Origin of the sequence: Pseudoalteromonas sp. Angola-30, assembly GCF_028599215.1 — a bacterium.
Taxonomy (GTDB): Bacteria; Pseudomonadota; Gammaproteobacteria; order Enterobacterales; family Alteromonadaceae; genus Pseudoalteromonas; species Pseudoalteromonas atlantica.
In genome coordinates this window covers 12,268-35,573 of sequence record NZ_JAQREI010000023.1, presented here as the reverse complement: position 1 = coordinate 35,573, position 23,306 = coordinate 12,268, and the positions used below count along the sequence as shown (strand labels likewise).

Sequence of the window (23,306 nt, the reverse complement as noted above, 5' to 3'; positions counted from 1 at the left end):
TTATTTTAATTTGAGTTATTTGGAAGGGCGGGAATTACAAATTGATAACCTTGCATTCCCATTTATGAGCACGCTTGCAATGGTTATCACCATCGAAAGGCTTTGCTAGCATATCAATGACTCGCATTTGATAATAATAGCGCTTGTCGTGCGATAGCCTAAAGCTACGCGCTGATATTGATTCGAGCTTTGTGCCATGGCAAATACTGCAAATAGCTATATCAATACTGTATAGGCTGTTGAAAGCCCACACGCTACCAAACAAGGCGAATACCGATAAAATAATGAAAGGCCCAATAAATAAAAGGCCACATAAAATGTAGCCTATTAACGTTCTTACTGTTTTTAATGCTGTCGACATACCTACCCCTATTCAAATAACGCCTTGCGTGCCATGATGAAATTTAAGCCAAACTGTTTAAATTCCGCTTCATCCTCTAAAAGCAATACCTGCACGCCGCTTGACGTTTCCGCATTGAATTTAATTGGAAAAAATTGCTCGACTTCACCAAACTCAGTGGCAAGCTCAAGCGCACTTTTAAGCGCAGATAGCCCGTTTTGATTGGCCTCATTAAGCGTTACACACACACCTTTATGCTCTATTCCCTTGAGCTTGGTTATGTGGTGACTATATGGCGCAAGTACGTCCTCAACGGTTTTTACGGTTGGCTGTTCTGGCTCTACTGGTAATGGCTTTGGCTCGGGCTCTATTAGCTCGCCTTCTTCATTTTCAACTGGTTCAGGTAGGTTTGCGTTGTATTGCTCAGCTTCATACTTATCAACCAAATAAGCGTAATAGCTTTGCGCCCAATCCCACTGTTCACCCAAGCTTGTTAGCTCAGCGAATTTATTGATCACCTCCACCGGTTTGCTGAGCGCAATTAAACGCTCAATATCCTGTGTGGTTTTAGTATCTGGCCGTGGAAGTAGTTGCGGTAAACCTTGCTCATTTAAAGCAGGCTCTTGGTTTTCGTCTAGGACGATAAAATTTAAAAGATTATTTGTCATTTTTAATCCACCCTAAAGGCTCTACAATGCGTGCTGTGCCATAAATAACCGCGTTACCGTTATCATCCAGGCGCACCGCTTGCTTATCTCCAATATGTATTTTGCTATCGTCACCCCAATCAGAGGCATAGCTAAGCTCGCAGTAGGCATACTGTATGTAAGCCTGCCCTGAATCTTCTACGTTATAAGAAATGGCTTTAAATGCTGGGCTGTCATTTGTCGGATCTGAAAGGTTTATAGGCGCATGTGTCGGCGATTGTCTTGGCTCGTAAAAAGAGTTAGATAACAGCGTGTACCTTTCTAATGACAGCGAACCATAAGAAACCGTACCTACAGAATCATCTTTATTTACGCGCCCTGTTAACGAGTAGCTAAGTGCTATATAAAGATCGTGCCTGCTTGAGAAGAAAGCTGTTGAGGGGGGGTTGCCTTTCATTGGTACATTGTCATGTTCATTTGCTATCAGCGACAAAGCTGGGTACTGATAGGCAACAACATTGCCCTCTGCAAAAATAGAATAGTGAGTAACATAGTTTTTAGGCTGATCAAGGTTATGTCCAGTTAATGATGTTCCCCAGGTCTCACCATGATCATTGGTGTATGTACTTAAATCTTTTGTGTCATCAATAACCTTACGACTTAAAACATGGCGCGTACTCGTCCCATCAGGCAATGAAGGGTTCCATGTTCCGATCCATCCATCTTTAAAGTCGCTTGTAGCAATAATATCTGAGGGATTGCCAAAAACCTCAGTATGCAAATATTCAAAAGATATAGGAATTTCACTTAATACTTTTCTGGTTGGCCTTCCATAAAAATAATGGCCTAGCGTGCCTTGGTTAGCCCTAGAATAAGCAAGGCTGGTTGCTGGATACTCGGTTATTGGGTATGAGCCATCAAAAAGGTAACCTCGATATTCTGTATTGTACTCGTCAGAAGTTCCTGTGCAGTCATTGTATTGCGATCCATCCCACTGCATGAGCCTAGAGTGAAATTCATTATTCCAAGCGGTAGTCTTAAATATTACACCATCTGAAACGCGAACCAAGACAAGGTTTAAGGCGCTCAACCCGCCGCCGTAGGCTGGTGCTGTGCTGAAAACTGACTGCGTTCCATCTAACTTTGTATAGTTAATATCGCCATTATCAATGTACGCAGCAGAACCGCCGGCGCTAACTTGAGTCAGGTTAACTTTAAAGCCTGTATATGGCATATATTCAATGCCTCTATAAACTCCCTGCTTTATATTTTGATCCGCCTCTATAAAGTCCTTCTCGACAAGTCCTCTAGCTAAGTATCTTAAATCACCAACAACACCGCCAGCACCGCTAGCATAAATCACATCATAATAACGGTCGTCTGGACGCTTTGAGCCCCCACCTAAAACGCCTCCTGTCGATGAGTCAGGACCACTAGAAAAAACTAGCCCATCCGTGTAAGGGTATCCACTGGTGGGATATGAAAAACAATCCCCTTTGCTGCTTGGCTTTTGACGCATATTTGAAGCGGCCCAAGTTACAGACGACTGCCCTGATGAATTTGTAAACCCTCTAGTTCCCAAAGGATTAAAGCTTGGATGGTAAGCACCCTTATTTAATCTCAGAACCGTTCCGCAAACTAAAAAGTACGCTTCGCCATTTACAGCATTTTGAGCTTCACCTTCACCATAAGAAGAAAAGAGGCCCGTTTTTTTATGGTTTGGTGATAACTCTCCATAGTAGTGATTACCACTGCCTGAGCCAACCCAGCCGGCGGAATCGCCACTACCTTGTATTTCTACGCGCTTATTTTCGTTAGATGAAGATGACCAAGACAGCGCCGCTTTTTTAGAGTTTACATTTTCCCAATCACCATTACCCGCACCTGCAAAGCTGCGGCCACGAACGCACCACTGATAAAATTTTCCTGTTTCATCATCAAAATAGATATTGTTATCTGGATCGCTTGCTATTATTTTTCTTTGCGCTTCGGTTGCTGTTTGCCAATTAAAGCCTTTCCCTACGCTGCTTTCATCACCGGCAAACCACGCAAAATAACTGGCAGGTCTTACGTTGTCTATAACTGTGTATAAGCCGCTAATTCTTGGGTTTTGACTTTGTATTAATCCTTGTGGATACACGAAAGGGTCGCTGTCGTTTATTTCTCTTAGAAACAACTCCAAACCCCACATATCAACTCTATCAGTGACTATTTTATTTGTATCAGTTTCACTTGCAAGCGCTATAGCTGACGATGAATGAACAACAACATTGCCGTTAGATGTGTCATACGTTCTCAATCCGTTTTCTGCGGGTGGGAATGATATTCTATTTCTACCTCCGGCAGAGTTTTCGCCAAGATAAGTTAGCTTGATCTCTACTCCCGCCATGCAAACTACAGGATAAATTGTGTCTGATTTGCCTTTGACACTTGTATCGCCAGTACCTCTACCTAAAAGGAGTGAGTTTTCTATGGAATGATGAGTATATAATCCCTCACCAATAAATTTGTTTGGCGTTTCATTATCCCAATGTTTACCAAAATGCACAAAACCACTGGCTGCATACTTTTCGCTGTTGGCCGCTCTATCGTTCTCAAAGTCAACCTTACGCATAGCCCAAGGATAAGGGTTTATAGCATCTAGCTCAGCGAGCTTATTATCATGATCACGCACCATTTGCGATGGCGTTTTAAGTGACTGCTTCAAACCATGGCTGTCGGTTAATTCTTCTGTTTCGTTATCTGAGTTAAGCCAAGTGCGCAATTCATCTAAGAACAATTGCTTTTGGTTGAATTGAACGGATACCTGTCCGGCTATGCGTGTGAGTATCGTGCCGGAAGTGTTACGTAAAATTGCATATGATTTATCTGTGTCTGTGCCGCCTTCAAAGCCGCGATCTAATGTAATGCTTGTGTCGCTATTGACTGCAACCACTTCGTACCAAGTCTTTGCATCTAGCGTAAAAGCATCACCAATAGCGATAGCAATTACATCGCTTTGCCAGTTTGTACCAACACCAACGATTGATTGGCTACCACCAACTACGTTTACTTTACCTACGCGATACCACGCGCCTGCGCTTGCTGCCATGTTATTACCCCTTTTCCTCACTCATCATCGCTACATCAGCTTGGCTTTTCTCACCTAGCTGGCTTTTAAACGCGTTCATGTGCATTTGGCTCTTATTCGGATTGGCCGCATATTCAGCGTCTTTCATGTATGAGCGATATAAAATCCATTCAATAATTGCGTTAACGTAAATATCATCTAGTGCAATGACTTCGCCCGCTTCATTATCTGCCAAGCTAATAGCCGGCGGTGCTTTTGAATAAACAAGCGTTAGCTTTACGTCTGCTATAACGCCTGGGTAAACATAAAACGTCTTGGGGTTGCGCTCGTCATAGATATAAAGCTCAACTTCGCTTGACTCTTTGCCCGCATACCATGTGTCGTAGTTATCATCGAGCACTTGGCGATTGTATGGCCCGCGTATCGCTTTGCCTGATTCATTTCGCGTCACATCAATAAGCTTTAACGCATCAACCGGCAACAACTGCTTAGTGCCTTCTACACACGTAAAATCATCGGTATCTACGGTATAAGAGTCTGGTCGGCGCAATACAATTGCACGCTGCGCGTCATTAAGGTAATTAAGCAGTTCTTCTTTGGTCCATCGTGTAAAGTTTGGATCATTAAGTAGCTTATTAACGCGCATTAAGATTTCATTTGAGGAAACAATAGCCATTAGTAAAACACTCTTGGTTGTGAAGGTCTTTGCTCGTCCAGTGCGTTAACGGCAACTCGAAAAGCATCGCGGTAGCCATCTGTAAAACGGCGCTTGTAGTAGTCAGACTTTGCCAGATCAGTCCAATCGGTATTAGGCATCATTAATAAATTCGCTGCGGCTCCATCGGCAATCGTATCAGCCCAGCGGTTAACAATGGTGTTGTCCGCTTCAAAGTCATTGGGTAGTAGGAATTGCGGGGCGATATGGTAAAACACGCGCACCTTTGGCGTTGTGTTTATAACCGTAACAGTGCCATTGGGTGATACGGTGTAATCATCTGAGCTTTTAAGCTCGTATCCATTAGCATCTAAAACAAAATCAACGCTAACAAACACATGATCACTATCAATGTTAAGCGCCCCGTCCTGCCCCTGCTCAATTTCTTGAGTGCGAGCCAAAAAGCGAGATTCATAACAAAATTTTTGGTAGGCGCGACCTAGCTGGTCTTTCGCCATTTGATCAAGAACGCCCCCGCAGCGCTCACGAACTAACGGGATCAAGCTAGATAATTGCGCCATAATTATTCTTCGCCTTCGTCCGCTGCTTTAGCGCGCATTGCATCGCGTACTTTTAGCTGATAATCAGGCACCGGCTTTTTAGCACCTTCAATAACGAGATCATGCGCTACAACGAATGTATCAAGCTGTTTTGAACTGTACTTGCCTAAATCAATTTCTTCGCCGTCTACGGTTACAACAAGGCTTGCATCTAACTGTGCTTGCTTTTCAGCTTCTTCGCGCTCAAGACGCTCTTTTTCTGCTTGTTCCTCTAGGAATTTTTGGCGCTCAATGTGGCCCTTGGCTTCTTTTTCAGCCACCCATACCTCACCAAAATCTAAAAAGCGTTGTGCAAGCTCTGCCGGTACAGGTGTTGGCACGCCCTGCTTAAAAATGGTGCGTGTGCTACATATGGTATCTTTTTTAAAAGGTTTCTTACCGATGTAAACGATATTAGTTGTATTGCTCATGGATTTTCCCCAATAAAAAGCCCCGCAATAGCAGGGCTTGATTTAAACGTGTATCGAAAAGGCTTAGTAACCTGTGTATCGGTACTCTAATTGAAGTACAACTTCGCCGGTAGCAGAAGAAGAACCCGTATTTTTAACAACTAAATCGCTTGGGCCTTCATCACCAATGTAAGCCGGCTTAATGAATGCGCCACCATTGCCCGCCGATTCAGTGTCAAACTCAACTAAGTCGGTGGTATCGCCTTCATGGCTTACAACTTGAGCAGTTAGCTTAGTGCCAGTGCCTAGCGCTTCATTCACAATGCGAACGCCTGTGATTTGCGTGCCAATAGGTAAAGACTCAGTGACAACTTTTGTCGCCTCAGTAGCTAAAGCAGCAAGCGAAATTGTTACCAGGTGAAGCGATAGATTACCGGCGGCACCTTTATAAAATGTTTCTTTCATAATTTTATCCAATTACTAAAAGTTAAAATAAAAAAGCCGGATTGCTCCGGCTAAAAGGGGCTTACTGTAGAGATACCGCAGTATCAAGGACCATTGTGCCGTAATCGTTTACGCGGCCTGTCTTATCAGAGAAGCGTACTTTTTTACAGCCATTCATCCACACGATAGCGGTTTCGTTTGCGTTGCCGTGGTCGGTTTTCTCTGTAGTCATAGAGAAGTGCGAGCCTGAATCAGACTTACCGTAAGCATTCGCAAGCGCTTGACCACCAAGTAAGATAGCGCGGTCAATGGTTGTACCGGCTGTTACTTGCTTGGTTGTTGCTTTCTTATCGTTGTTAGATACTGTTACCGTATCGCCCGCAAAGAAACGAACTGGCTTGCGGTATTGACGCACAAGAATATTGCGCCACATGATCACATCACCTTTGAATACAGGGTGGTTGAAACCTTGCCCGCGTTTAATTGCGCGAGATTGAAGCTCTTGTAACTTTTTATCAGTCGCAGAAGCCCAAAGGTCACGCCATTGGCGCGGGGTCACGAATAATAAGAAGAAAGGCGACTCGTTCGCCATTTGGTCAGCTTCAAAGCTAATGTGCTTCATTGGGTTGGCTTGTTCTTCCAAAATAAGCGCTAAGTCGTCCAGCTTTTCTAGCGTCATAATATCCGCAGCATCAATCGCTTCAAAGCTAGTCGCATCACCACCAAACTGGTGACGGTCATACGTTGGTGCCAGAACATCATTGACCATGATTTCTTTAAATTCGCTATGATCTTCGGTTGGAATGATGAAATCGCTTGGCGCATATGAACCACGCGCACCGGCAAGGTGGTACATGGCCACTTCATCTTTTAAGTCGTTGTAGTAGTTACCTAGCAACGTTTTAGCAGTGCTAAGCAAATCATGTTTAGTACGCTTTTGCGACATTTTACCGCCGCTATCAACCATCTTACGGCCTTGGTCAATGCGTAACTCAAACACTGTTTTGCTCAAGCTTTCGCCTCGGCCTTCCAGTTTCTTATCACCCATTGTTGGTAAGCCGTTAAGGTTGTGGAATAAATCCATTTCAACCGTGTCGCCGGCTTGGCTTTGCAAGTCGTTGATCATAACCACCGGCGCGCCCTTTTCAGTTTGCTTTTTGCCGTGTGCTTTGTCTGCTTTAGCCGCTTTTGGTGCGGCACCTGTTAGCATGTTCACGAACGTATTTTGACGGCGTGTATGTGTAAACAGGGCAGCGCCAAACATTTTGGCCGCTTGTGCTTTTGTAATTGTGCTCATTTTAATTTCCTAGAGAAAATCTGACGCGCTCTCAAGCATTGCTTCTATTTGCTGCTCCGTCATACCTTCCATTTCGGCTGCGATAGTCGCTGCGTCTTTTTCAAGTAAGCCGGCACTAGCATTTAAATCACTTGCCTGTGTGCCTATGTCAGTAGGTGTATTTGGGATTGGTGCAGAGTCGGTGTTGCTTGGCTTAGGCTTGTGCTGTTCGCCAAATGCGCTTTGTACGCGCTTTTCAACTTCTTTAAATCGCTCTGCGACTGTTTTGTTTGCAAACGATGGGTCTTTAGCGAGCTTGTCATCAATAACCTTTGCCATATCCCACTTATCAACGTCATTTTGCATCCACTGCTTTAAGTGCTGTGATTGCGCAAACGCTTCTTGCACTTCATTTTGTGAAGGTGCTTGTGGTGTTTCTGGCGCCGGCTGGTTCTTTGAACCGTATTGCTGAATTTGGCTAGCTAACTCACTAACTAATTCGCCAAGCTCCGGGTATTCATCTTTAATACGCTCCATTAGCTCAGGATCTTTAAGCATTTCACCTGGCAGTTTGCGTGGGTCCATACCAGCCTCTTTTAACTGGCTGCTGTGTAACTCGGCTACACGTTTGGTTTCCTCAAACTGACTTTCAAGCTCTGCTTTTTCTTGGGCGATACGTTGTTTTTCGGCTTCGGCTGCTGCTGCGCGTTCACGCGCTTGTGCTAGCACTTCATACGGCAAACTGTGTTGACCGTTTTTACTGCTAACGTCCGTTGCTTCAACGTAATACTTGCCGTCAATTTCAACAAAACCTTCTGGTGCTTCACCCTCTTTGGTTGACGACTCCCCTTCTACGTCTGTTTTAGCTGGTGCTTCGCTTACTTCCTGCTTTGGCTCTGGCTCGGCTGTTGGTGCTTCTTGTTTGGTTTCTACTACAGGCTCTTTTTCGCCATCTTCGCCACCAAATAGTGTTTCACCATCAATATCTAGGCCTGCTAATGCCGCCTCGATTTCTTCATCAGTGCCAGTTGCTAATATCTCGTCTAATTCATCCACTTTATTACCCCATCGACCATTTAACGTATGGTTACGAAAATTAAAATTTAGGCGTATCGCTGCCCTTGCGAGTTTTGTGCATCGCACAAAAAAGCCGCCTCTGATTGCTCAAAAGCGGCTTCGTTTCTGCGTAGTACGTAAATATCTTTATCTGTATGGTTTGCGGAGCTTTACATTGAAACCTCCCCAGCTAATTGCTGTTACTCGCCGGCCATTTTTTAAATAAGACGCAGGCCGTACCGCGTCATTTGATTTTTCTATCTTAGCCGGCTCAAACGCTGGCATTATGTATTTTAAAAACCAGTGCTTGAGTACGTTCATGCTTACCCCGCGTGAATGGCTTGTTTTACTATCGCGCTAAAAATATAGTCTTTAGCTTGCTGCTCTACTGGTAGGTGGTGAAAAGGCACCATGCAAGGATGCTCTTTTTTATCCGCGTCTTTCACCTTGCCGTACTTCCAGCCAGCAACGACTTTTTCGGCCATCCAGCTATCGTGCGAAGCACTTGCCGGTGCGTCAGGGTTTAATATATGGAACGCTACGCCTTTAATTGCTGAGTCAACTTGCCATTGTGGGGCATCTTCCCAAGCTGGCTGTTCTTCTCGAAGCGCTGCGCAATATGCGCGGTTAACTTCGTGGCACATTTTTGCAATAGCCTGTATTTGCTCCATGTGTTCATCTGGTATGTGGTCTAGGCTTTCTAATTGTTTACTCACTTTCAACCACCTCAATGCCAAGTACAGCTACCGTTGTTCCCTTAACCGTTGCCTTTATGCCTGGTGCGCTTGCGTTTGTTTCATAGCGCCAGCCCTTATGGTAAATAGCTAAGCCACCGTCATTAGAAGTCGGCTCGCCGTCCGTTTCATGGATAAACACATCAACTTCACTTTTGTTTTGTATTTTAAGCACTGTGCCTACTGGTAACTGCGGCAAATTGGGTTGCTCATTAAGTAAAGCTAAAACATCATTTGTTGTTTTAGGCTGGATTGTAATGTTTGGTCTAAACGGCATTTTGCTCGTCCTCTACTGGTGTGAAGTGCGCAACAATTTTACGCGCTTGGTTAATATCGCAAATAAATGGCCCGATTTCGCCCGCGTTGATTGCTTCAATTGTTTTCTCTGTAGATAGCTCTTTAAATTCGGCGGTTGAATATTCAGTTTTAAGCTTTGGTAAGTCTTGGTTAGTGAAAACTAATAAGCGGTAATTGTTAATTAAAGGCGCATCAGGCCAACGAGTAGACAGTGAACGCTCCCAGCCCGCAGCGGTTACAAAAGCGTAAAGTTGATATAGATTCATAGCTTTGCCTTGTTTTTCCATACTGCGTCTGTGTAGTTGGGCATAAATGCTGATACATTGCCGACAGTTGGTAACTGTGTAGCTCCTTGCTCTTTGTTTGTTAGCGGGATTGAATTGGTCAATACACCATCTATTTCAATCTCGAAATTGTATAGAGCACCTTCAAAACTAGGTATGGATGTATTATTACCCCATTGTGCCCCTATGGAGTCCAAATAGACCTCTTGATCACTCCAAGAATTACTCATGTAGACCTCACCATCTACCAACAATGATGCATCGACCCCATTAACTCTTTGAAAGGTAACCTTGTGCGGGTTACCATCAGCTAAGGATTGTAATTTTTCAGATGATAAGTTTCCTATATTTGAAGCGTTAAAATAAACATTTCCAGTTGACCCTGAAATCATAAACCTACCCCTATCAGAATCTTTTGAGGCAGCAAAATAAAATCCGTCTCTTGAAAAAATACCGGCACCAGAAACCTTAAAATCACTGCCAAACGGTATTGTTACCGGCGAAGAAAGATTCCATTGCTGGCTAAATCCATCAAGCTCAGCAACCCACTCAATAGCAAGCGCAAGCTTACTTTTAACAAACCCAGCTTGTTCTAATATTGGTGAAATTAAACCACTCATAATTAAACCTGTATCGCGTCTAGTTGCTGTTGAATGTTGGCTTGTACGTTAGATTTCATTGCGGCTACTTCCGCGTTGCTTCTGCGTACTTCACTTAAAATCTTTTCAGTTTCAGCTATTACTTTGTCATCTTTCACTTCTTCTGTTTCGGTTTTCTTCTGTAGCTCAAGAATTTTAGCTTTTAGCTGCTCTCGTTCTAGCATGAGCTTTTCAAGCTTTCCTTGGATCTCTTGCATTTGCATTTGCTCCATTGCCTGTGCTTTTTCAGCTTGGGCTTGTGCTTGTGCAAGTTCTTCTTCGCTCATATCTTCTTTTGGCTTTGGAATGTTTAAAGCCTGGCGAAGTGTTGCTAAAAATTCCTCTTTGTTTGGCAGGTCCATTAATTCAACAAACATAGGCATGGTTGCCGCTTGTGCTTCTGGCGGTATTTGCGCCATAACGTTGCTTAGCAGTGTTGCTTGCTGCTGGCGATACGTTGGCGTAGCTTTAACCGGCGCGAGTGCTAAATGGCCCTTCCATCGCGCTACATCGTTTGTGCGTTTGCCTTCTTCGTTAGGCTGATTAAGCACAATCGCCTTACGCTTGGCCTTGTCATCACGATTAACGGTTATCTGTATGTTATTTTGCGGCTTCAAATCCTCAATGATATAAGCAAGCAATAAATCACCTACGCGATTGCGCGAAAAGTGAAAGTTATCGTTTAGCTCAGCAAGTGTTGTAGTGCCTTGTTCAACCAAGTTAGAAATAGCAACACCACTTGTCGCATTGCTGTCTTGGCCTAACATCGAGTTATAAACGCCGGCAGTATCCTGAATTAACTTCATATCGTTTTGCATGAGGTTAAATTGCTGTGCTGCGATACCTACATCATTTTGAATGCTTAGCGCATCAGCGGCTTTTAACTTGCTTTTACGATCAGGATTTAGCGGTATATAACCGTCCGGCTTTTCGACTTCTTCTTTTAATCTGTCATCGCTTAACTGCGTAGCATCTTCATCAGCCACAATACGGCGTGCTTGTAGTAAGTAGTTAAGGCGGATCACGCGGGCATTAATACCATCTTGTGCGGGTATCATTCGACTAACAAGGCCGTAAGGCTCGCCGCTTGCGTCTTTTTGGTAACCAATGAATGGTATCAAGTTATACATGCCGTTAGGCGCTTCACTGGCTCTATCTATAATGCGGTGAGGACCAACAAACCACGCTTCACGCACATTAGGGAATGAGGCGTATTCAAGCTTAACCTTGCCTGTTTGTACTGCTGCGCGGTGTAAATCGTTGTTTTTATCGTATTCGATTACACGGCCATCACTCATCTTGATAACGTGTGCGCGTTTCCATACTTTGTAGTAAACAACTTGAAGTAAAACACGGTTGCGCGTTTGGTCTAGCCATTCGCTCATGCCACGGTTCCAACTTTGACTATCATGCCAGGCTGAGTGCAAGGCGTGATCATCAACACCTTCTTTATCAACCGTGTTGTAAAAATCTTCCCACAAGTTAACCGAGTTTTTTAAAACCTCTTTGTGCTCAGGAAACGTAGCTAACGCTTCGTCTAAATCCATCCACTTTTTGCGCAGCATCCAACGTGCATCGCTTCTATCTGCTTCTTGAGCGTTCCAATCCCACCACACTTCGCGGCGGTGAATATACTTAACACGATATGGCGCAGCGAATGGAATAGGGTTTTTAGTAACTTCAACCCAGCCTATGCCGCTTTTTAATTGGCTTGCATACGCATCCGAGCACGCACGATCAGCATGTGATAAACGCCATGCGTCCTTAAACTTTTCGTTTAAGCCTTTTGCTAATTCTTCGCCGTTATCATCATCGGCCACGATCATTAAGTCAGAGCGCGAGCGCGCTTCTAAACCAAGTACGCCATCAATAGTGGGGCCAATCATGTTGTGTACTATTTCAGGTTGCCCACGGCGTTTAAGTATTGCGCGTATTTCTTCCGCTAACTGGTCGCCATCGTAATAAGCACAGGCTTTTGTTGCTGGCGTGCGCCAATCTGGTTGGCTATCAATGTCACCAAGTAGCGTTAACAGCTTGTCTAGCGTAAAGCCGTCTTTATTTGATTTTACGTGATCAGCCATTTGTTATCTTGCCATCCAATGATTAGGGTTGTGTGGTGCGGGTGTATTATCTTTTATTAGTCGTTTAGGCATTCTTACTCGCATTTCTTGTGCAATCATGTAACTCATTACCTGATCATCAAACCCGCCAGGCTGTGCGCCCATGCGGCCTTTTTTGTCGTAAACAAATGTGCTTAGCTCGCTAGAAGTACCGCGCCAAACAATGCCGTCAGCATCATTCGTTAGTAGTGCGTCTAGTCCACTGGTAAGAATTGGTTTTGATTGTGCGCTTGTGTGCCAGCCTACCTTGCGTGTTTCTTCGTCCGTATCTTCGCGATCAATGTGTTCTTCCGTGTAAATCCGGCTCGTTGGGTAAATCTCAACAAGCTCTTGAAGTGTCGCATGACCGTGATTGTTTCGCTCAACGCCAATATAGGCCTTGTTATACATAAGTCCGATATGTTTGTTTATGTGTGCAAACCGCTTAGGGTCTATATGACCGAACCAATGTGCTACCTGTCGCCCATCCGATTTGGCAACAACGTCTAATGAGCTGCGATCGCCATGTTCAAGTCCTTCTGCAACATCGCTACCGATCGCATAATCTTCGTTTTCGTCTGGTAACTCCCAAATAAGCAGATAGCCTAGCGTTGATTGGGCCAGCTTATCGCTACCTTTGGCGTTTAAATCAACCTTGCCGTTCATTTTCTTCATGTTGCCGGTGTATGGCTCAAGATCATAAACGAGCAAAGGCTTAACGCAGCGCCCTTCGACACGCATCAAATCATCGCTATCAAATACTTTGCGGCCTGATGTTAAAAAAGCTTCCATCGGTGTAGATGGATATTCCTGCTTCATCTTGCCTTTTTGGTTGCGCTCCTTGCCTATATACCAGCTTATTTGCTCGTCTGTGAGCTTTACGCCGTTAGCTGCTTCAACTGCTTTGAAGTATTTGGCCTTTTCCTTTGAAAGTTTTAAACCACCTGTCGGCACTGGTGCCACATACTTAGGATCATCAAACCATGGATAAAAGTGGAATTTAAAATCTTGCTGGCCTAGCGCAATGCCTGATGCTGATAAATCCATGGCATCGACTGACATATCAAAGAAATTGCCGCTTGCGCCTTCTGCTGTTGACTCTATAAAAATATAAGAGCCTTCATGTACCGCATTCAGTGAGCCAGATTGAACCTCGTCTGCTCGTAATGGATAGTTAGCGCATATCTTGCCGTATTCTGATACGTGTAATACTTGAAGTGTTCCCGAACGAAACGAAACAGCAACACGTATCCATGAGTCATTATTAAACTTTATGCCGGTGCCAGTTTTGCTTTTAACTGAGCGCTTGCCCGTTTTAAGCCAACTTGGTAGCCGCTCGTAGGGATAAAGTATCTTCGATGAAAATATGGCGCTGGCTTCTTCTTTACCCTGGGCGATTACCCCGCACTGCCTGTTATCGTTAAACATGGCATGGTCTAGGATAAAAACCTGTATTGCTGTACTAAAGCCAAGCTGGCGCGCTTTTAAGATGATGTTTAAAAACCACATCGTTACAAAAAGCATGGTTTGAGCTATACGACAACGAAACAACACTTCACGGCCTTTCTCGTCCGCTATGATGTATAAGTTGTTTAAACGCCACCACCAACAATCAAGATAGGGCTCGCATCGCTCTAACAGCTCTACTTCATCTAAATTAAAGCGTTCTTCTTCTGTGAGCCATGTGCTCTTAGGGTATTTAGCTGGCTTTGGTTGCATTACTGACTAACCACCGTATCTAAACCGCCTGTGCGCTTATCAATGAAATCATCAAGCTTACTAGTGCCGCCGGCCTCTTTACGTGCTTTGGCTGCTTCATGCTCTGCAATTTCCGCCTGATGCTTACCGCGTTTGGTCGCGTTGATCAGGGATTGTGTTTGTTGCTTAATACGTGTCGTTTCAGCAATAAGCTTGCCGCGTGCTAATGTGTCTGTTTCAAGGCTTGATAGCGTTTTAGTTATCGACTCAGCACGTATGACATTTCTATCAAGTGACATTTCAGCTTTAAATAACGACTCGTAAAGCATCACTTTCGATTCGTTTGTCGTGCCCGCATCATCTAATAGCTTTTGGATACCCTCAATCGAGTCCATAACCATGTGAATGCGAGCGCGACATAAATCAAGTTCATCTTCTAGCGTTGTTGCTTCTACTAACTGATTAATGCCTTGCTTAAAATACTTTGTATAGCCACCGTGTTTAAAGTTCGGCGCTCTTTTTAGCTTTTGCCCTTCGTCTTTAACTACTTTGCGCGGTGCTTTTCTTGATGTTTTTATGTGCTTACGCGCTGTGCTGTAGCTTAAACCGTGGCTGTCGCAAAATTCTTTAAGTGATACGCCTGTTTCTGCGTGCTGCTTTTGAAATAGCTCGTTTAAATCGGTCCACTTTGACACTACTTGTCACCGTTGCCGCCCTTCAAGCCAATGCGACTTTGAAAATATCGCTCTAGCAAAAAGATAGACCTACCGCCCATATGCCCCGATATGCCAGCCGTTGCTGCTGTTATGGTTACCGACATACCCATTTCTTGACAAATAAGCACTGTGATAATTCCAGCAAAGCCGCTAATCGCCCACTCACCAATAAGCTCAACAACGCTAAACGGTGTCTTTTCGCTTTTTCTGCGGTTGATATAGTTCACGGTTCCACCCCATATAGCGAGCAAGATAAACCACACATAACCAAGTCCTAGATCAATGAGGTGTTTTAGGATTGGTCCTGATTCTGGTGGCATTACGCTTTTCCTAATTTTGTTTTAATGATCCGCTCAATAAGCGGTGTAACGTTTTTCATTGCTCTTTCGCCAAATAGAAAGGCAAGCACTAAAAAGTTAATAATCCACAAGGCGCTTTCTTGTGTGTCCGTCAAACCAACCCAAGCGCCGCTGAATACTTTAAAATCAATATACAGAGTCGAATAGCCCCACACCGGACGCTGACAACCCCGTAAAAACAGCATTATTGGACCAAGCAAAGGAATAGACTTTAAATCTTTAGCCGTACCTTCAAGCTCAGCAATGCGTCTATTAAACTCAGCTTGCGCTTCATTGTTTAGTTCTTGCATCTGTAATGCTTGCTGATCTGTGGCCGTTTGAATGCGAAAAGAAAGTTCGGCCTTCTCTTGCTCGCTCATGCTTGGCGGGAAATAATCTTTAACGGCTTCTACAACTGTCGAACCAAAGCCACCGCTTACAAAGTCTATTGCTTTAGTGAAAAAGTTATCGCTCATGCGTTTACTATCTCCAAAGTTGCCGGCTTACCGTCAAGCAAAGTCATTAACAAGTTAAAAGCGCCGCCACTATTCAAAACAGCCCACTCACCGCTAACAACACCAAGCGATTTACCTGGTGCAATACAACCGGCTAACTCCGTTGCTTTGTTTGCGATGTGTATAAGAATGTGCGTTCGTTGTGATGGTCCATAGATGGTTACGCCTAAACTTTGTTGCTGTAGCGCGTAGCACGTTCCATGGTTAGGACTTTCGTGGGGCTCTAGGTCGTAGATTCCACAAGGCACACACGAAATAGAAGGTTTGTTGTTATTCCACTCGCGCTCTACTGTAAAACAAACAAACTCGCCTTTTTCATCATACAACTCACCAAAAGTACCAAATGCACCAATAGGAGTTGGAAAACGCTTAAGTACAAGTTTCATAGTTAACCTTTTGTTTCACGCATAAAAAAGCCCGGCTGTTAAACCGGGCAAAGCAAGTAGCATAGAGCAAAAAAAATCCGCTCAGTCGTAAAACTAAGCGGATTTCTTCAACATGTGAAAAGATATATCAATCTTGGGGGGTTTGCAAGTTCTATCAATCTTGCTCTGACTCTTTAAAAAACGGCTTCAAATATTTCATGGTTTCACTCTTTATGTGGTCTGCATCTTCTCGACCCACGAGCCCTATAGATTGAAGAGCAGTCAAGACCATCAGTATATCTAGCATGAAAAAATGCATATTGAATATATCATCAGCATCTGAGTTTGCCCTAACAAAAATACCTATAGCGAGCAAGCTTTCTATCGAGCCTTTTAATGTAAACTCAATATCTCTCTCACTCATATCCAGCTTTAAATTTTTTAAAATGCGTGTATTTATTGGAGGATTACAACAGTCAAATGCCCGTTCTTTTGACTCTAATGTCAAGTTACCCATTTCTGTAGGGGTGTTCTCTGGAAACGTTTTTCTATAAAGCCGCGCATAATTAATGACCACTCTTTCTTTATCAGTGCTTTTAATCATCCTAAATACACCTTTAGACGATTTAATTATTTGGTTCAAATGCTCTTGAAACTGCTTAGTATGCTCCATGTAAAGCATAAAGCTTTCTTTCTTTAATGATATATTTAGCTGTGATTCGTATCTTTCTGCCTGTTTTCGAGCAAGTAAAAGCTGCTCATTTGACAGTTCCTGCTGAGCACGTGCCAATCTTAATTGCTCACTTATTTGTAGGCTTCTTGTATATAGCCCTATCAACGTAGTTGTAGTTACCATAAAAAGAAATGAACCAAATGGCACTGAGAAAGTTTTATCAATTTCTTTCCAATTACTTGGATTAGTAATATCAAAGCTTATGTATTTACCAACACTAATCAGTTGGATAAATAATAAAGAAATGGGCACAATCCACGTAAGATGAAACGAAACGGTAAACGCACAATCCCATTTTGAAGTTGGTAGTTGTTTTATCTTTTCCATATAACTCTACAATTTATCCTTAATATTTCGGCGGAACATGCGAACAGACCGGCTTACCACTCCCTCTAAAGTGAACTCGTCACCATCTTTGAGCTTGTAAGGTTCGTATTCGTCACTCGCAGACAATAATTGATTGTTTTTAAGGTCAGCAATTTTACAAACAAACTGACCGTTTAATACTGCCACAATTACATCGCCTGGCTTTACGTTTAAGCTCCTATCAATCAAAAGCACATCACCATCAAATATGCCAACGCCCTCCATTGAGCGCCCGCTAGCAACGCCATAAAACGTAGCGTCTTTATTCTTTTCAAGCAAACCAGTTAATCCATCTGGCAACTGTGCGTAATCGCTGGCTTTGTTAACGTTACTTTCCATCATTATTGCAACTCACCTCCATAAGCTTTTTAAGTGCCTTTTGCTTAAATGGTATTAAGAAAAATTAAACCTCATTTGTTCCTATTTAAAAGTATAAGGTGACGTTAAGCAATATAAAAAGGAACATTTAGTCGATAAACAGGACAAATCGTTATATTCCCCCTTCAATTGTTCCGTTTAAAGCGAACATCAATTAAATATCAATAACTTAAATTTTCAATTGTTCCGCTATTTGTTCCGCTTTGTTCCGCTAAAGCTTTGCTTTAGGCAATAAAAAACGCCCTTAAATTAATTAAGAGCGCTGTTTTGTTCCGATGTTGTTCCGTTTTGTTCTTTAATGTTCCGTTAGGTACTTGTCTATGAGTATTGGATACTTAATCATTATCGCTGTTAGTATCTTGTTTGGCTTTATTAGCATGGGGTTTCCCTGTATATAAATTATTGTAAGAGTCTACTAGGTCGGTTATTTTTGCCCTTAACAATTCTGCGTCCTTTCTACCCTCAATAAGCGAAGTCATTAAGTAGCAATTAACCTCTGTAAAAGCCCCCTTGCGTATACTTTCTCTTGAGCCCATATAAGACTCGCAAAACCTATCAAAAACGGCTGTAATCTCATTTAAAGCGCTTTCTGCGTTATGTTTCTTTAGTATTTCAATGATACCGTACTCATCGACAGGGGCTTGGCTTTGTTCTGTCTGCTCTGCCACAAACTCATCAAAGCTTTTAAAGCCTTCGTCAAGCTCCCAACTCATCCCATACCCGTTTGCATTAACAACCTTTTTAAATAGCAGCTCTACATCGTATAACTCAGAGCGCTTAGCCTCACGGCCTAGCATACCAATTGGCTCTAGCTCTTTTGGGTCTTGCCAAACCACCTTATAAAAGTCTCCCATCCAATCTCTAGGGTGCGGTAATTCTTCTTTTATTTTTTCTATTTGCTCTTTGCTAGGCTTTTTCATGCTATCGGCCTCTCATAATATTTCCGTTCTTTGTAGTAGCATCACCCTGGACACTTCCACACATCACATTGCCGTTTTTAGTTTCTACATCGCCGCTTACATCGCCGCACGTAATATTTCCATTCTTAGTGGTTGCTGCGCCGGCTGTTCCGTTTACTGTTATATCAGCATCTTCGGTCATTATGTTTTCAACATTACCTTCAATGACAATGTTTACTGTTTTTTCTTCAATGGTGTCTAGGTCTTTTATATCCACGCCACCAATAGTAATTTTGTTATTGCTTATACACACACTGCCACGGCCTGAGTGTGTAATTGTTTTGCCGTTTATTGTTATCTTATTCATGCTTATCTCGCTCTTGCTTTAAATATACTTATCTGTGCGCGTTGTTTATATCCATACTTTCTACAACCCACGTATCAATACCGAATATACTGCGCTTAACAAACGTTACAGTGCTTTGCTCTAAGTAAGTGGTTTTGCCCTTATCGCTTGCTGTTGGCTCAAGCACGTTATGAAGCATTATTTGAATGCTGTTATATCTAAACGTTTCGGGGTCTGGTAGTCGTGTGGTTGCGTTTGCAAGTTCGGCGGCTGTTATCATGCTACGTCACCCATTTTTACGTGTATATTTTTAAATATATCGCGCTCCCACTCAGCTATAAGCCTCAACAACTCCTTTGTTACTTCATCGTGTGCGCTGGTATAGCTTTTATGTCCGATACCGATAATTTTACATCGACTGCGGTTTGATATTGGCTTGCGTCCTCGTCCGTGACACTTAACGCATGTATCAGCTTCTAGGTTAGTAGCCTTTTGCCCCGGTGCTAAACCACTACCATCACATTCACCACACACCGGCTGAACAAACTCATGTACTGCTGCCATCACCAAGCCGTTTAATGTATCTGGCTTTATTTTGTATTGGCGTATTTTTACAAACAGCGTTGCGTGCATAGTTAGCGAGCGTACAACACGATTAAGCCTTGTCTCCTCACCCACATAGCGAAAGTAAGCCCAATTGGTTTGGCACTGCGGTAAACCTGCCAAAGCATGTGCCGCCGTCCGCCAATCAATAACGTCTTGCCCACTGCCACCAAACGTACCAGTGAGATTTAGCGTTTTAGTTGTAAGCTTTGCAAGTAGCTTAATTGGTTGCATATTATCTCACTCCCATACGTTTAAATATAGCGGTAACTTCTCTGTGAGCCTCAAAATCAGCGGGCTTAGCAAGTAAACCTTCTAGTGCTAAACACGGCCAAGATAAATCAAAAGTTTCAATTAAACCTTGTTTAAGCATCCAGCCATAAATGTGTTGCTCTTGAGTCATTCTTAGCTTTAGTGGCTTATCATTCACGGCTCTATTTCCTCTACAGTTAGAGTAACCTTGCCACCCTTGATGATGCCGCAATGAATCATGCGGTAATCTTTGATTTGTGTATCATCTTCATAAACGCCGGCTTTCTGTAGCGAATCGAATAGAGACTTACACAAGTTATCAATATCGCGCCTGCGGTTATCCGGCACGTACACGTTTACAACCAGCTTTAAATCACCTTTAAGCTTTTTATTAGCCTTTTGCTCGCGCACCAACCAAAATACATGCTCAGAAAACGCCTTCCCTTGGTCGCTTACACGTGTAACTACTCGGCTTTTACTGCCGGTTACTCGCTTTACAGATGATTTCCAATAGTGGTTAACTGTTGGTGGGTATGGCAAAGTTAAATTAATCATTTCACCACCTGTATCAATTCTTGCTCGAGTAAAAGCTTTTGCGTTCTAACCATGCCCTCATAGGCGTAAACTAGTAACTCGTTTGCACTTCCCATTCGTACACGCCTATCAATTACATCGTGACACGCTGAACATGCGTAAGTTGCGTGAATATCATCACACTTCTGGCCCATACCTGAACCCTTACCAACATGCGCTAAAACAGTGGTTTCAGGATTGCGGTTGCATACGCCAGGCATACGCACTTGGCATTGCTGGCCGCGTGCGCTATTTCTTATTTTTTTACTAATGAGCGACATTGTTTGACTCTCCATACATAGCCAAGTGATAAAGATCGTCCGGCTGTGGCAGTAAAAGCTCTAAATACTCAGCACAGTATTGCTCTAGCCAATTTAGATACTCGCAAAACTCTTTTGTGTTTAGCTTGCGGGTCCGCTTGCGCACGATTATTGGTTCCTCGTTGCCAGCTTGAATAACCTTCACCCCAAACTTCCTTCGCACAAATACTTCGTGTACGTCCTCTGAGCTATTTTCTTGCCCGTAGTGCTCGCGAAAATAATCAGCAATCATCTGGTTCCACAGCCAAAGCAAACGGTTTTGAGCTAAAGAGCGCTTAGCTTTGTGCTCTTTAAACTCGACAACAACATTTTTGCCTTGCTTTAAAAGCGCCCTTACCGCTTGCCCAATTTGGGGCATGTAGTATTGGGCGTTAGTAGTGGTTACTACTTTCTTTGCCATTACGCGGCCTTATCTGCTTTTTTAGCTGGCTCGGCCTTTGCCTCTTGGGCTGCTACCGCTTCTTTTTGTGCTTGTACTAAAATGTGAGCACCGATTGATATAAGCGCATCACGCACTTGGCGATCTAAGCAATTTTTTTCAGCTAATACAGCGGCGGACTTGGTTAAGTTGGCAAATGCTGCGTCATGGTTTACCGCTGCGCCGTCCTGAATCGCCTTTGATGCCTGCGCCTTTGAATTTGAGATAAAGCCATCACAAAAAACTTCGCCGGCTGGTGATAACTGAGTGAGTGTGCTTTTTTTGGTAGTCATAATTAGCTCCTAAGCTGTTTTTCTTGCGTTTTGATATGTTTTTTCTAGCTGCTCATTAAGCGAGTAACCTTGATTTACCGGCACCTTCTTTGATGTAAAGTTGCCAGGGCTTGCTTTAACGTCTTGCATACGATTAGCCGCTTGCCTGTTTTTACTATGCGCCTTATTACGGTTTGCATGTTTGTTTTTAGCTGCCTCTTTTTGGTCCTTGATATACTGCGGTACGCTATCAATGCCATGCTCTTTGGCCGCTCTTGCCATAGCCCGATTAGCTTCTGCTGTTGCAAAGCCCATTTGCTTGGGTGTCGGCGTTTTAATTCCTTTCAGCGCTGCGGCTTTTGCTGCTTTTGCTGCGACTAACGCGTTTTGGTAATCACCCCCTAAAATTTCTTTTAGTGCGCGAATAAACTCTTTTTGATCTTGCTCGTATGATTTAGCCATGGCTTAACCTACGTACTTCAAGTAAGCCGGCGGCTCGTTAAACTCGATTTTGAGCGGTATAGGTTCTAGCTCGCCCTTGCCGTATTTATCAGCAAGATTTGTGTAGCGGTCTTTTGCCATTTTTTGCCATGCGTTATCCGCCAGTGTTGCGCGTGCTGCGGCTATTTGCTGGTTTAGCCAATAAACCAAGGGCTCAGACCATTCTTTATCTTTGCCGTAGTTTTTAATGCGCTGCTCGCTGATTTCACTCATACACTGCTCAAGCGTTGGCATACCGCGTGCCTGCAGGCATAAAATTTTGAACTCAATTGGATTAGGCGCGTGTCGTTCGGAGGCTGATCGTATGCGTGCTGCTTCAAGTGCCATGCGAACATGCTTTGCAATAATCCCCATTCCGTAAAGCTGACTTGCATACTCGTTAGCAAATAACGTTAAGTTACCGCGCCAATTAAAATCGCTGTTTGGGTAGTAAGCTTTAAGCGCTGGCAATACTTCGCCGCCAATGATTTTTACAAGCACGCTATTTGCTTGTGGCTTGCTGTCTTGGTGAAGTGTTGATAATTGATTATTCATTACAACACCTCGTCATCGTGTGGGGTTGGAATATGCGCAAGTGAGTCTTGCAAGTAAGCAAGCTGATCGCCTACGTTGTTTGATTGGCGTTGCGCCATACTTGAATACTGGCTTTGGTTTGCGTTAGCTATCCAAGAATATTTAAAGCCTTGCCAGTTCCGTGTTATGCACTCAGATAAACATTCATCAACGCTCAAGCCATTTTGAAAAGCGATTTGAAATTGCTTGCCGAAGTTGTTGATCACGGTTTGGCTAATGCTCGCTTTTTTTGCTTTACGCATAGCGACCCAATCATCAAATATTTGCTGGTTTGGCAATGCAGGCCATGTAGAAAAATCTAAAGTCTCAAGCAAACTTTTTTTGTTTATTTTTTTTGTTTTTTCTTTTGTAATAGTTTCTTTCTTTTGTGTTACCCGTTTTTGGGTAAGTTTTTCCCCGTTTTCGGGTAAGTCGTTACCCGTTTTTGGGTAAGTTTTTACCCGTTTTTGGGTAACTTTCTTTTTACCCGTTTTCGGGTAACTTTTACCCCAATCAGATACAATTGGGTTTATCCCAATATTGCGCCCCTCAAAAAATAAAACGCCCTTTTCGACAAGTGTATTTTTAATTTCACTAATGTGAGATTGCGATATACCCGTAAGCTCACTTAGCTGAACGTTGTTTATCCAATCAGTTCGCTTATGCCAACGGTACGTTTTACTCATTACAGCAAATACAATTTGATACTCGCGCGCACTTAGCTTTACCGGTGGGTTTGCAAGTGTGTCAGTTAGCTTTTGGGCTAGCCTGTCATAACCTTGCTCAATATCTGCTTTCACATAACCACCTGTGTCATGTTGATTAATTTCGCCCCCTCGTTTATCAGGGAACTTGTAAACTTCTGCTAAATTGTTCATAATTATCTCGCTAAATTGAAACCCGCTATCGTGC

Annotated in this window: 33 protein-coding genes; all 33 read right to left on the bottom strand. The window is 43.3% G+C overall.

Annotated elements, in window-relative coordinates; genetic code table 11:
- Positions 1 to 34 precede the first annotated feature (34 nt).
- The 33 genes from PSH54_RS19235 to PSH54_RS19075 all read right to left on the bottom strand — a co-directional run bounded on the left by PSH54_RS19235 (position 35) and on the right by PSH54_RS19075 (position 23,272).
- Complete coding sequence (locus PSH54_RS19235) at positions 35 to 361, bottom strand: hypothetical protein (RefSeq protein ID WP_273606880.1); 327 nt, start codon at positions 359 to 361, stop codon at positions 35 to 37.
- An 8-nt stretch (positions 362 to 369) separates the two neighbouring features.
- Positions 370 to 1,008 carry a hypothetical protein gene (locus tag PSH54_RS19230; RefSeq protein WP_273606879.1) on the bottom strand — a complete coding sequence of 213 codons (639 nt, stop codon included), beginning with the start codon at positions 1,006 to 1,008 and terminating at the stop codon, positions 370 to 372.
- A complete protein-coding gene (locus tag PSH54_RS19225) occupies positions 998 to 4,078 on the bottom strand; it encodes a hypothetical protein (RefSeq protein ID WP_273606878.1) in 3,081 nt (1,026 codons plus the stop codon). The genes PSH54_RS19230 and PSH54_RS19225 overlap by 11 nt, the downstream gene beginning before the upstream one ends.
- A 4-nt stretch (positions 4,079 to 4,082) precedes the next feature.
- The gene (locus PSH54_RS19220; protein WP_273606877.1) at positions 4,083 to 4,733 is read right to left on the bottom strand and encodes a phage adaptor protein; all 651 of its coding nucleotides are present in this window, start codon (positions 4,731 to 4,733) and stop codon (positions 4,083 to 4,085) included.
- Positions 4,733 to 5,293: a hypothetical protein gene (locus PSH54_RS19215; RefSeq protein WP_273606876.1), complete on the bottom strand. Its 561-nt coding sequence runs from the start codon at positions 5,291 to 5,293 to the stop codon at positions 4,733 to 4,735. The genes PSH54_RS19220 and PSH54_RS19215 overlap by 1 nt, the downstream gene beginning before the upstream one ends.
- Positions 5,294 to 5,295: 2 nt before the next feature.
- Positions 5,296 to 5,742 carry a hypothetical protein gene (locus tag PSH54_RS19210; protein ID WP_273606875.1) on the bottom strand — a complete coding sequence of 149 codons (447 nt, stop codon included), beginning with the start codon at positions 5,740 to 5,742 and terminating at the stop codon, positions 5,296 to 5,298.
- 63 nt (positions 5,743 to 5,805) lie between these two features.
- Complete coding sequence (locus PSH54_RS19205; RefSeq protein ID WP_273606874.1) at positions 5,806 to 6,186, bottom strand: hypothetical protein; 381 nt, start codon at positions 6,184 to 6,186, stop codon at positions 5,806 to 5,808.
- 61 nt (positions 6,187 to 6,247) lie between these two features.
- Positions 6,248 to 7,462 (bottom strand): N4-gp56 family major capsid protein, encoded by a 1,215-nt coding sequence (locus PSH54_RS19200; protein ID WP_273606873.1) that lies wholly within the window; start codon positions 7,460 to 7,462, stop codon positions 6,248 to 6,250.
- 9 nt (positions 7,463 to 7,471) lie between these two features.
- Positions 7,472 to 8,497, bottom strand: a complete 1,026-nt coding sequence (locus PSH54_RS19195) for a hypothetical protein (RefSeq protein WP_273606872.1) — start codon at positions 8,495 to 8,497, stop codon at positions 7,472 to 7,474.
- 323 nt (positions 8,498 to 8,820) lie between these two features.
- Positions 8,821 to 9,213 (bottom strand): RyR domain-containing protein, encoded by a 393-nt coding sequence (locus PSH54_RS19190; RefSeq protein ID WP_273606871.1) that lies wholly within the window; start codon positions 9,211 to 9,213, stop codon positions 8,821 to 8,823.
- Positions 9,206 to 9,508 (bottom strand): hypothetical protein, encoded by a 303-nt coding sequence (locus PSH54_RS19185; RefSeq protein WP_273606870.1) that lies wholly within the window; start codon positions 9,506 to 9,508, stop codon positions 9,206 to 9,208. The genes PSH54_RS19190 and PSH54_RS19185 overlap by 8 nt, the downstream gene beginning before the upstream one ends.
- Positions 9,498 to 9,794, bottom strand: a complete 297-nt coding sequence (locus tag PSH54_RS19180) for a hypothetical protein (protein WP_273606869.1) — start codon at positions 9,792 to 9,794, stop codon at positions 9,498 to 9,500. The genes PSH54_RS19185 and PSH54_RS19180 overlap by 11 nt, the downstream gene beginning before the upstream one ends.
- Positions 9,791 to 10,432 carry a hypothetical protein gene (locus PSH54_RS19175; RefSeq protein WP_273606868.1) on the bottom strand — a complete coding sequence of 214 codons (642 nt, stop codon included), beginning with the start codon at positions 10,430 to 10,432 and terminating at the stop codon, positions 9,791 to 9,793. The genes PSH54_RS19180 and PSH54_RS19175 overlap by 4 nt, the downstream gene beginning before the upstream one ends.
- A gap of 2 nt (positions 10,433 to 10,434) precedes the next feature.
- Positions 10,435 to 12,531 carry a portal protein gene (locus PSH54_RS19170; RefSeq protein ID WP_273606867.1) on the bottom strand — a complete coding sequence of 699 codons (2,097 nt, stop codon included), beginning with the start codon at positions 12,529 to 12,531 and terminating at the stop codon, positions 10,435 to 10,437.
- Between the two features lie 3 nt (positions 12,532 to 12,534).
- On the bottom strand, positions 12,535 to 14,268 hold the full coding sequence (locus PSH54_RS19165) for a hypothetical protein (protein ID WP_273606866.1): 1,734 nt from the start codon (positions 14,266 to 14,268) through the stop codon (positions 12,535 to 12,537).
- On the bottom strand, positions 14,268 to 14,942 hold the full coding sequence (locus PSH54_RS19160; RefSeq protein ID WP_273606865.1) for a hypothetical protein: 675 nt from the start codon (positions 14,940 to 14,942) through the stop codon (positions 14,268 to 14,270). Before PSH54_RS19160 ends, PSH54_RS19165 begins: the two co-directional genes overlap by 1 nt.
- On the bottom strand, positions 14,942 to 15,283 hold the full coding sequence (locus tag PSH54_RS19155; protein ID WP_138578766.1) for a phage holin family protein: 342 nt from the start codon (positions 15,281 to 15,283) through the stop codon (positions 14,942 to 14,944). The genes PSH54_RS19160 and PSH54_RS19155 overlap by 1 nt, the downstream gene beginning before the upstream one ends.
- Complete coding sequence (locus PSH54_RS19150) at positions 15,283 to 15,777, bottom strand: hypothetical protein (protein WP_256845167.1); 495 nt, start codon at positions 15,775 to 15,777, stop codon at positions 15,283 to 15,285. Before PSH54_RS19150 ends, PSH54_RS19155 begins: the two co-directional genes overlap by 1 nt.
- Entirely contained in the window at positions 15,774 to 16,202 is a 429-nt protein-coding gene (locus PSH54_RS19145; RefSeq protein ID WP_273606864.1) for a DUF5675 family protein, read from the bottom strand. The genes PSH54_RS19150 and PSH54_RS19145 overlap by 4 nt, the downstream gene beginning before the upstream one ends.
- 154 nt (positions 16,203 to 16,356) lie before the next feature.
- Positions 16,357 to 17,241, bottom strand: a complete 885-nt coding sequence (locus PSH54_RS19140) for a hypothetical protein (protein WP_273606863.1) — start codon at positions 17,239 to 17,241, stop codon at positions 16,357 to 16,359.
- A gap of 6 nt (positions 17,242 to 17,247) precedes the next feature.
- Complete coding sequence (locus PSH54_RS19135) at positions 17,248 to 17,622, bottom strand: LexA family protein (RefSeq protein ID WP_273606862.1); 375 nt, start codon at positions 17,620 to 17,622, stop codon at positions 17,248 to 17,250.
- A gap of 371 nt (positions 17,623 to 17,993) precedes the next feature.
- Positions 17,994 to 18,578: a hypothetical protein gene (locus PSH54_RS19130; RefSeq protein ID WP_273606861.1), complete on the bottom strand. Its 585-nt coding sequence runs from the start codon at positions 18,576 to 18,578 to the stop codon at positions 17,994 to 17,996.
- 1 nt (position 18,579) lies between these two features.
- Positions 18,580 to 18,924 carry a hypothetical protein gene (locus PSH54_RS19125; protein WP_273606860.1) on the bottom strand — a complete coding sequence of 115 codons (345 nt, stop codon included), beginning with the start codon at positions 18,922 to 18,924 and terminating at the stop codon, positions 18,580 to 18,582.
- A gap of 28 nt (positions 18,925 to 18,952) precedes the next feature.
- Complete coding sequence (locus tag PSH54_RS19120; protein WP_256845172.1) at positions 18,953 to 19,183, bottom strand: hypothetical protein; 231 nt, start codon at positions 19,181 to 19,183, stop codon at positions 18,953 to 18,955.
- On the bottom strand, positions 19,180 to 19,740 hold the full coding sequence (locus tag PSH54_RS19115) for a zinc finger-like domain-containing protein (RefSeq protein WP_273606859.1): 561 nt from the start codon (positions 19,738 to 19,740) through the stop codon (positions 19,180 to 19,182). The genes PSH54_RS19120 and PSH54_RS19115 overlap by 4 nt, the downstream gene beginning before the upstream one ends.
- A gap of 1 nt (position 19,741) precedes the next feature.
- Complete coding sequence (locus tag PSH54_RS19110) at positions 19,742 to 19,936, bottom strand: hypothetical protein (protein ID WP_273606858.1); 195 nt, start codon at positions 19,934 to 19,936, stop codon at positions 19,742 to 19,744.
- Positions 19,933 to 20,313 carry a RusA family crossover junction endodeoxyribonuclease gene (locus tag PSH54_RS19105; protein ID WP_138578786.1) on the bottom strand — a complete coding sequence of 127 codons (381 nt, stop codon included), beginning with the start codon at positions 20,311 to 20,313 and terminating at the stop codon, positions 19,933 to 19,935. Before PSH54_RS19105 ends, PSH54_RS19110 begins: the two co-directional genes overlap by 4 nt.
- Positions 20,310 to 20,612 (bottom strand): DUF1364 domain-containing protein, encoded by a 303-nt coding sequence (locus PSH54_RS19100; protein WP_273606857.1) that lies wholly within the window; start codon positions 20,610 to 20,612, stop codon positions 20,310 to 20,312. Before PSH54_RS19100 ends, PSH54_RS19105 begins: the two co-directional genes overlap by 4 nt.
- Positions 20,599 to 21,051 (bottom strand): recombination protein NinB, encoded by a 453-nt coding sequence (locus tag PSH54_RS19095; RefSeq protein ID WP_273606856.1) that lies wholly within the window; start codon positions 21,049 to 21,051, stop codon positions 20,599 to 20,601. The genes PSH54_RS19100 and PSH54_RS19095 overlap by 14 nt, the downstream gene beginning before the upstream one ends.
- Positions 21,051 to 21,362 carry a hypothetical protein gene (locus PSH54_RS19090; RefSeq protein WP_273606855.1) on the bottom strand — a complete coding sequence of 104 codons (312 nt, stop codon included), beginning with the start codon at positions 21,360 to 21,362 and terminating at the stop codon, positions 21,051 to 21,053. The genes PSH54_RS19095 and PSH54_RS19090 overlap by 1 nt, the downstream gene beginning before the upstream one ends.
- Positions 21,363 to 21,371: 9 nt before the next feature.
- The gene (locus PSH54_RS19085; RefSeq protein WP_273606854.1) at positions 21,372 to 21,803 is read right to left on the bottom strand and encodes a hypothetical protein; all 432 of its coding nucleotides are present in this window, start codon (positions 21,801 to 21,803) and stop codon (positions 21,372 to 21,374) included.
- Between the two features lie 3 nt (positions 21,804 to 21,806).
- Positions 21,807 to 22,376 carry a hypothetical protein gene (locus tag PSH54_RS19080; protein ID WP_273606853.1) on the bottom strand — a complete coding sequence of 190 codons (570 nt, stop codon included), beginning with the start codon at positions 22,374 to 22,376 and terminating at the stop codon, positions 21,807 to 21,809.
- Complete coding sequence (locus PSH54_RS19075) at positions 22,376 to 23,272, bottom strand: replication protein (protein ID WP_273606852.1); 897 nt, start codon at positions 23,270 to 23,272, stop codon at positions 22,376 to 22,378. Before PSH54_RS19075 ends, PSH54_RS19080 begins: the two co-directional genes overlap by 1 nt.
- Between the last annotated feature and the right edge of the window lie 34 nt (positions 23,273 to 23,306).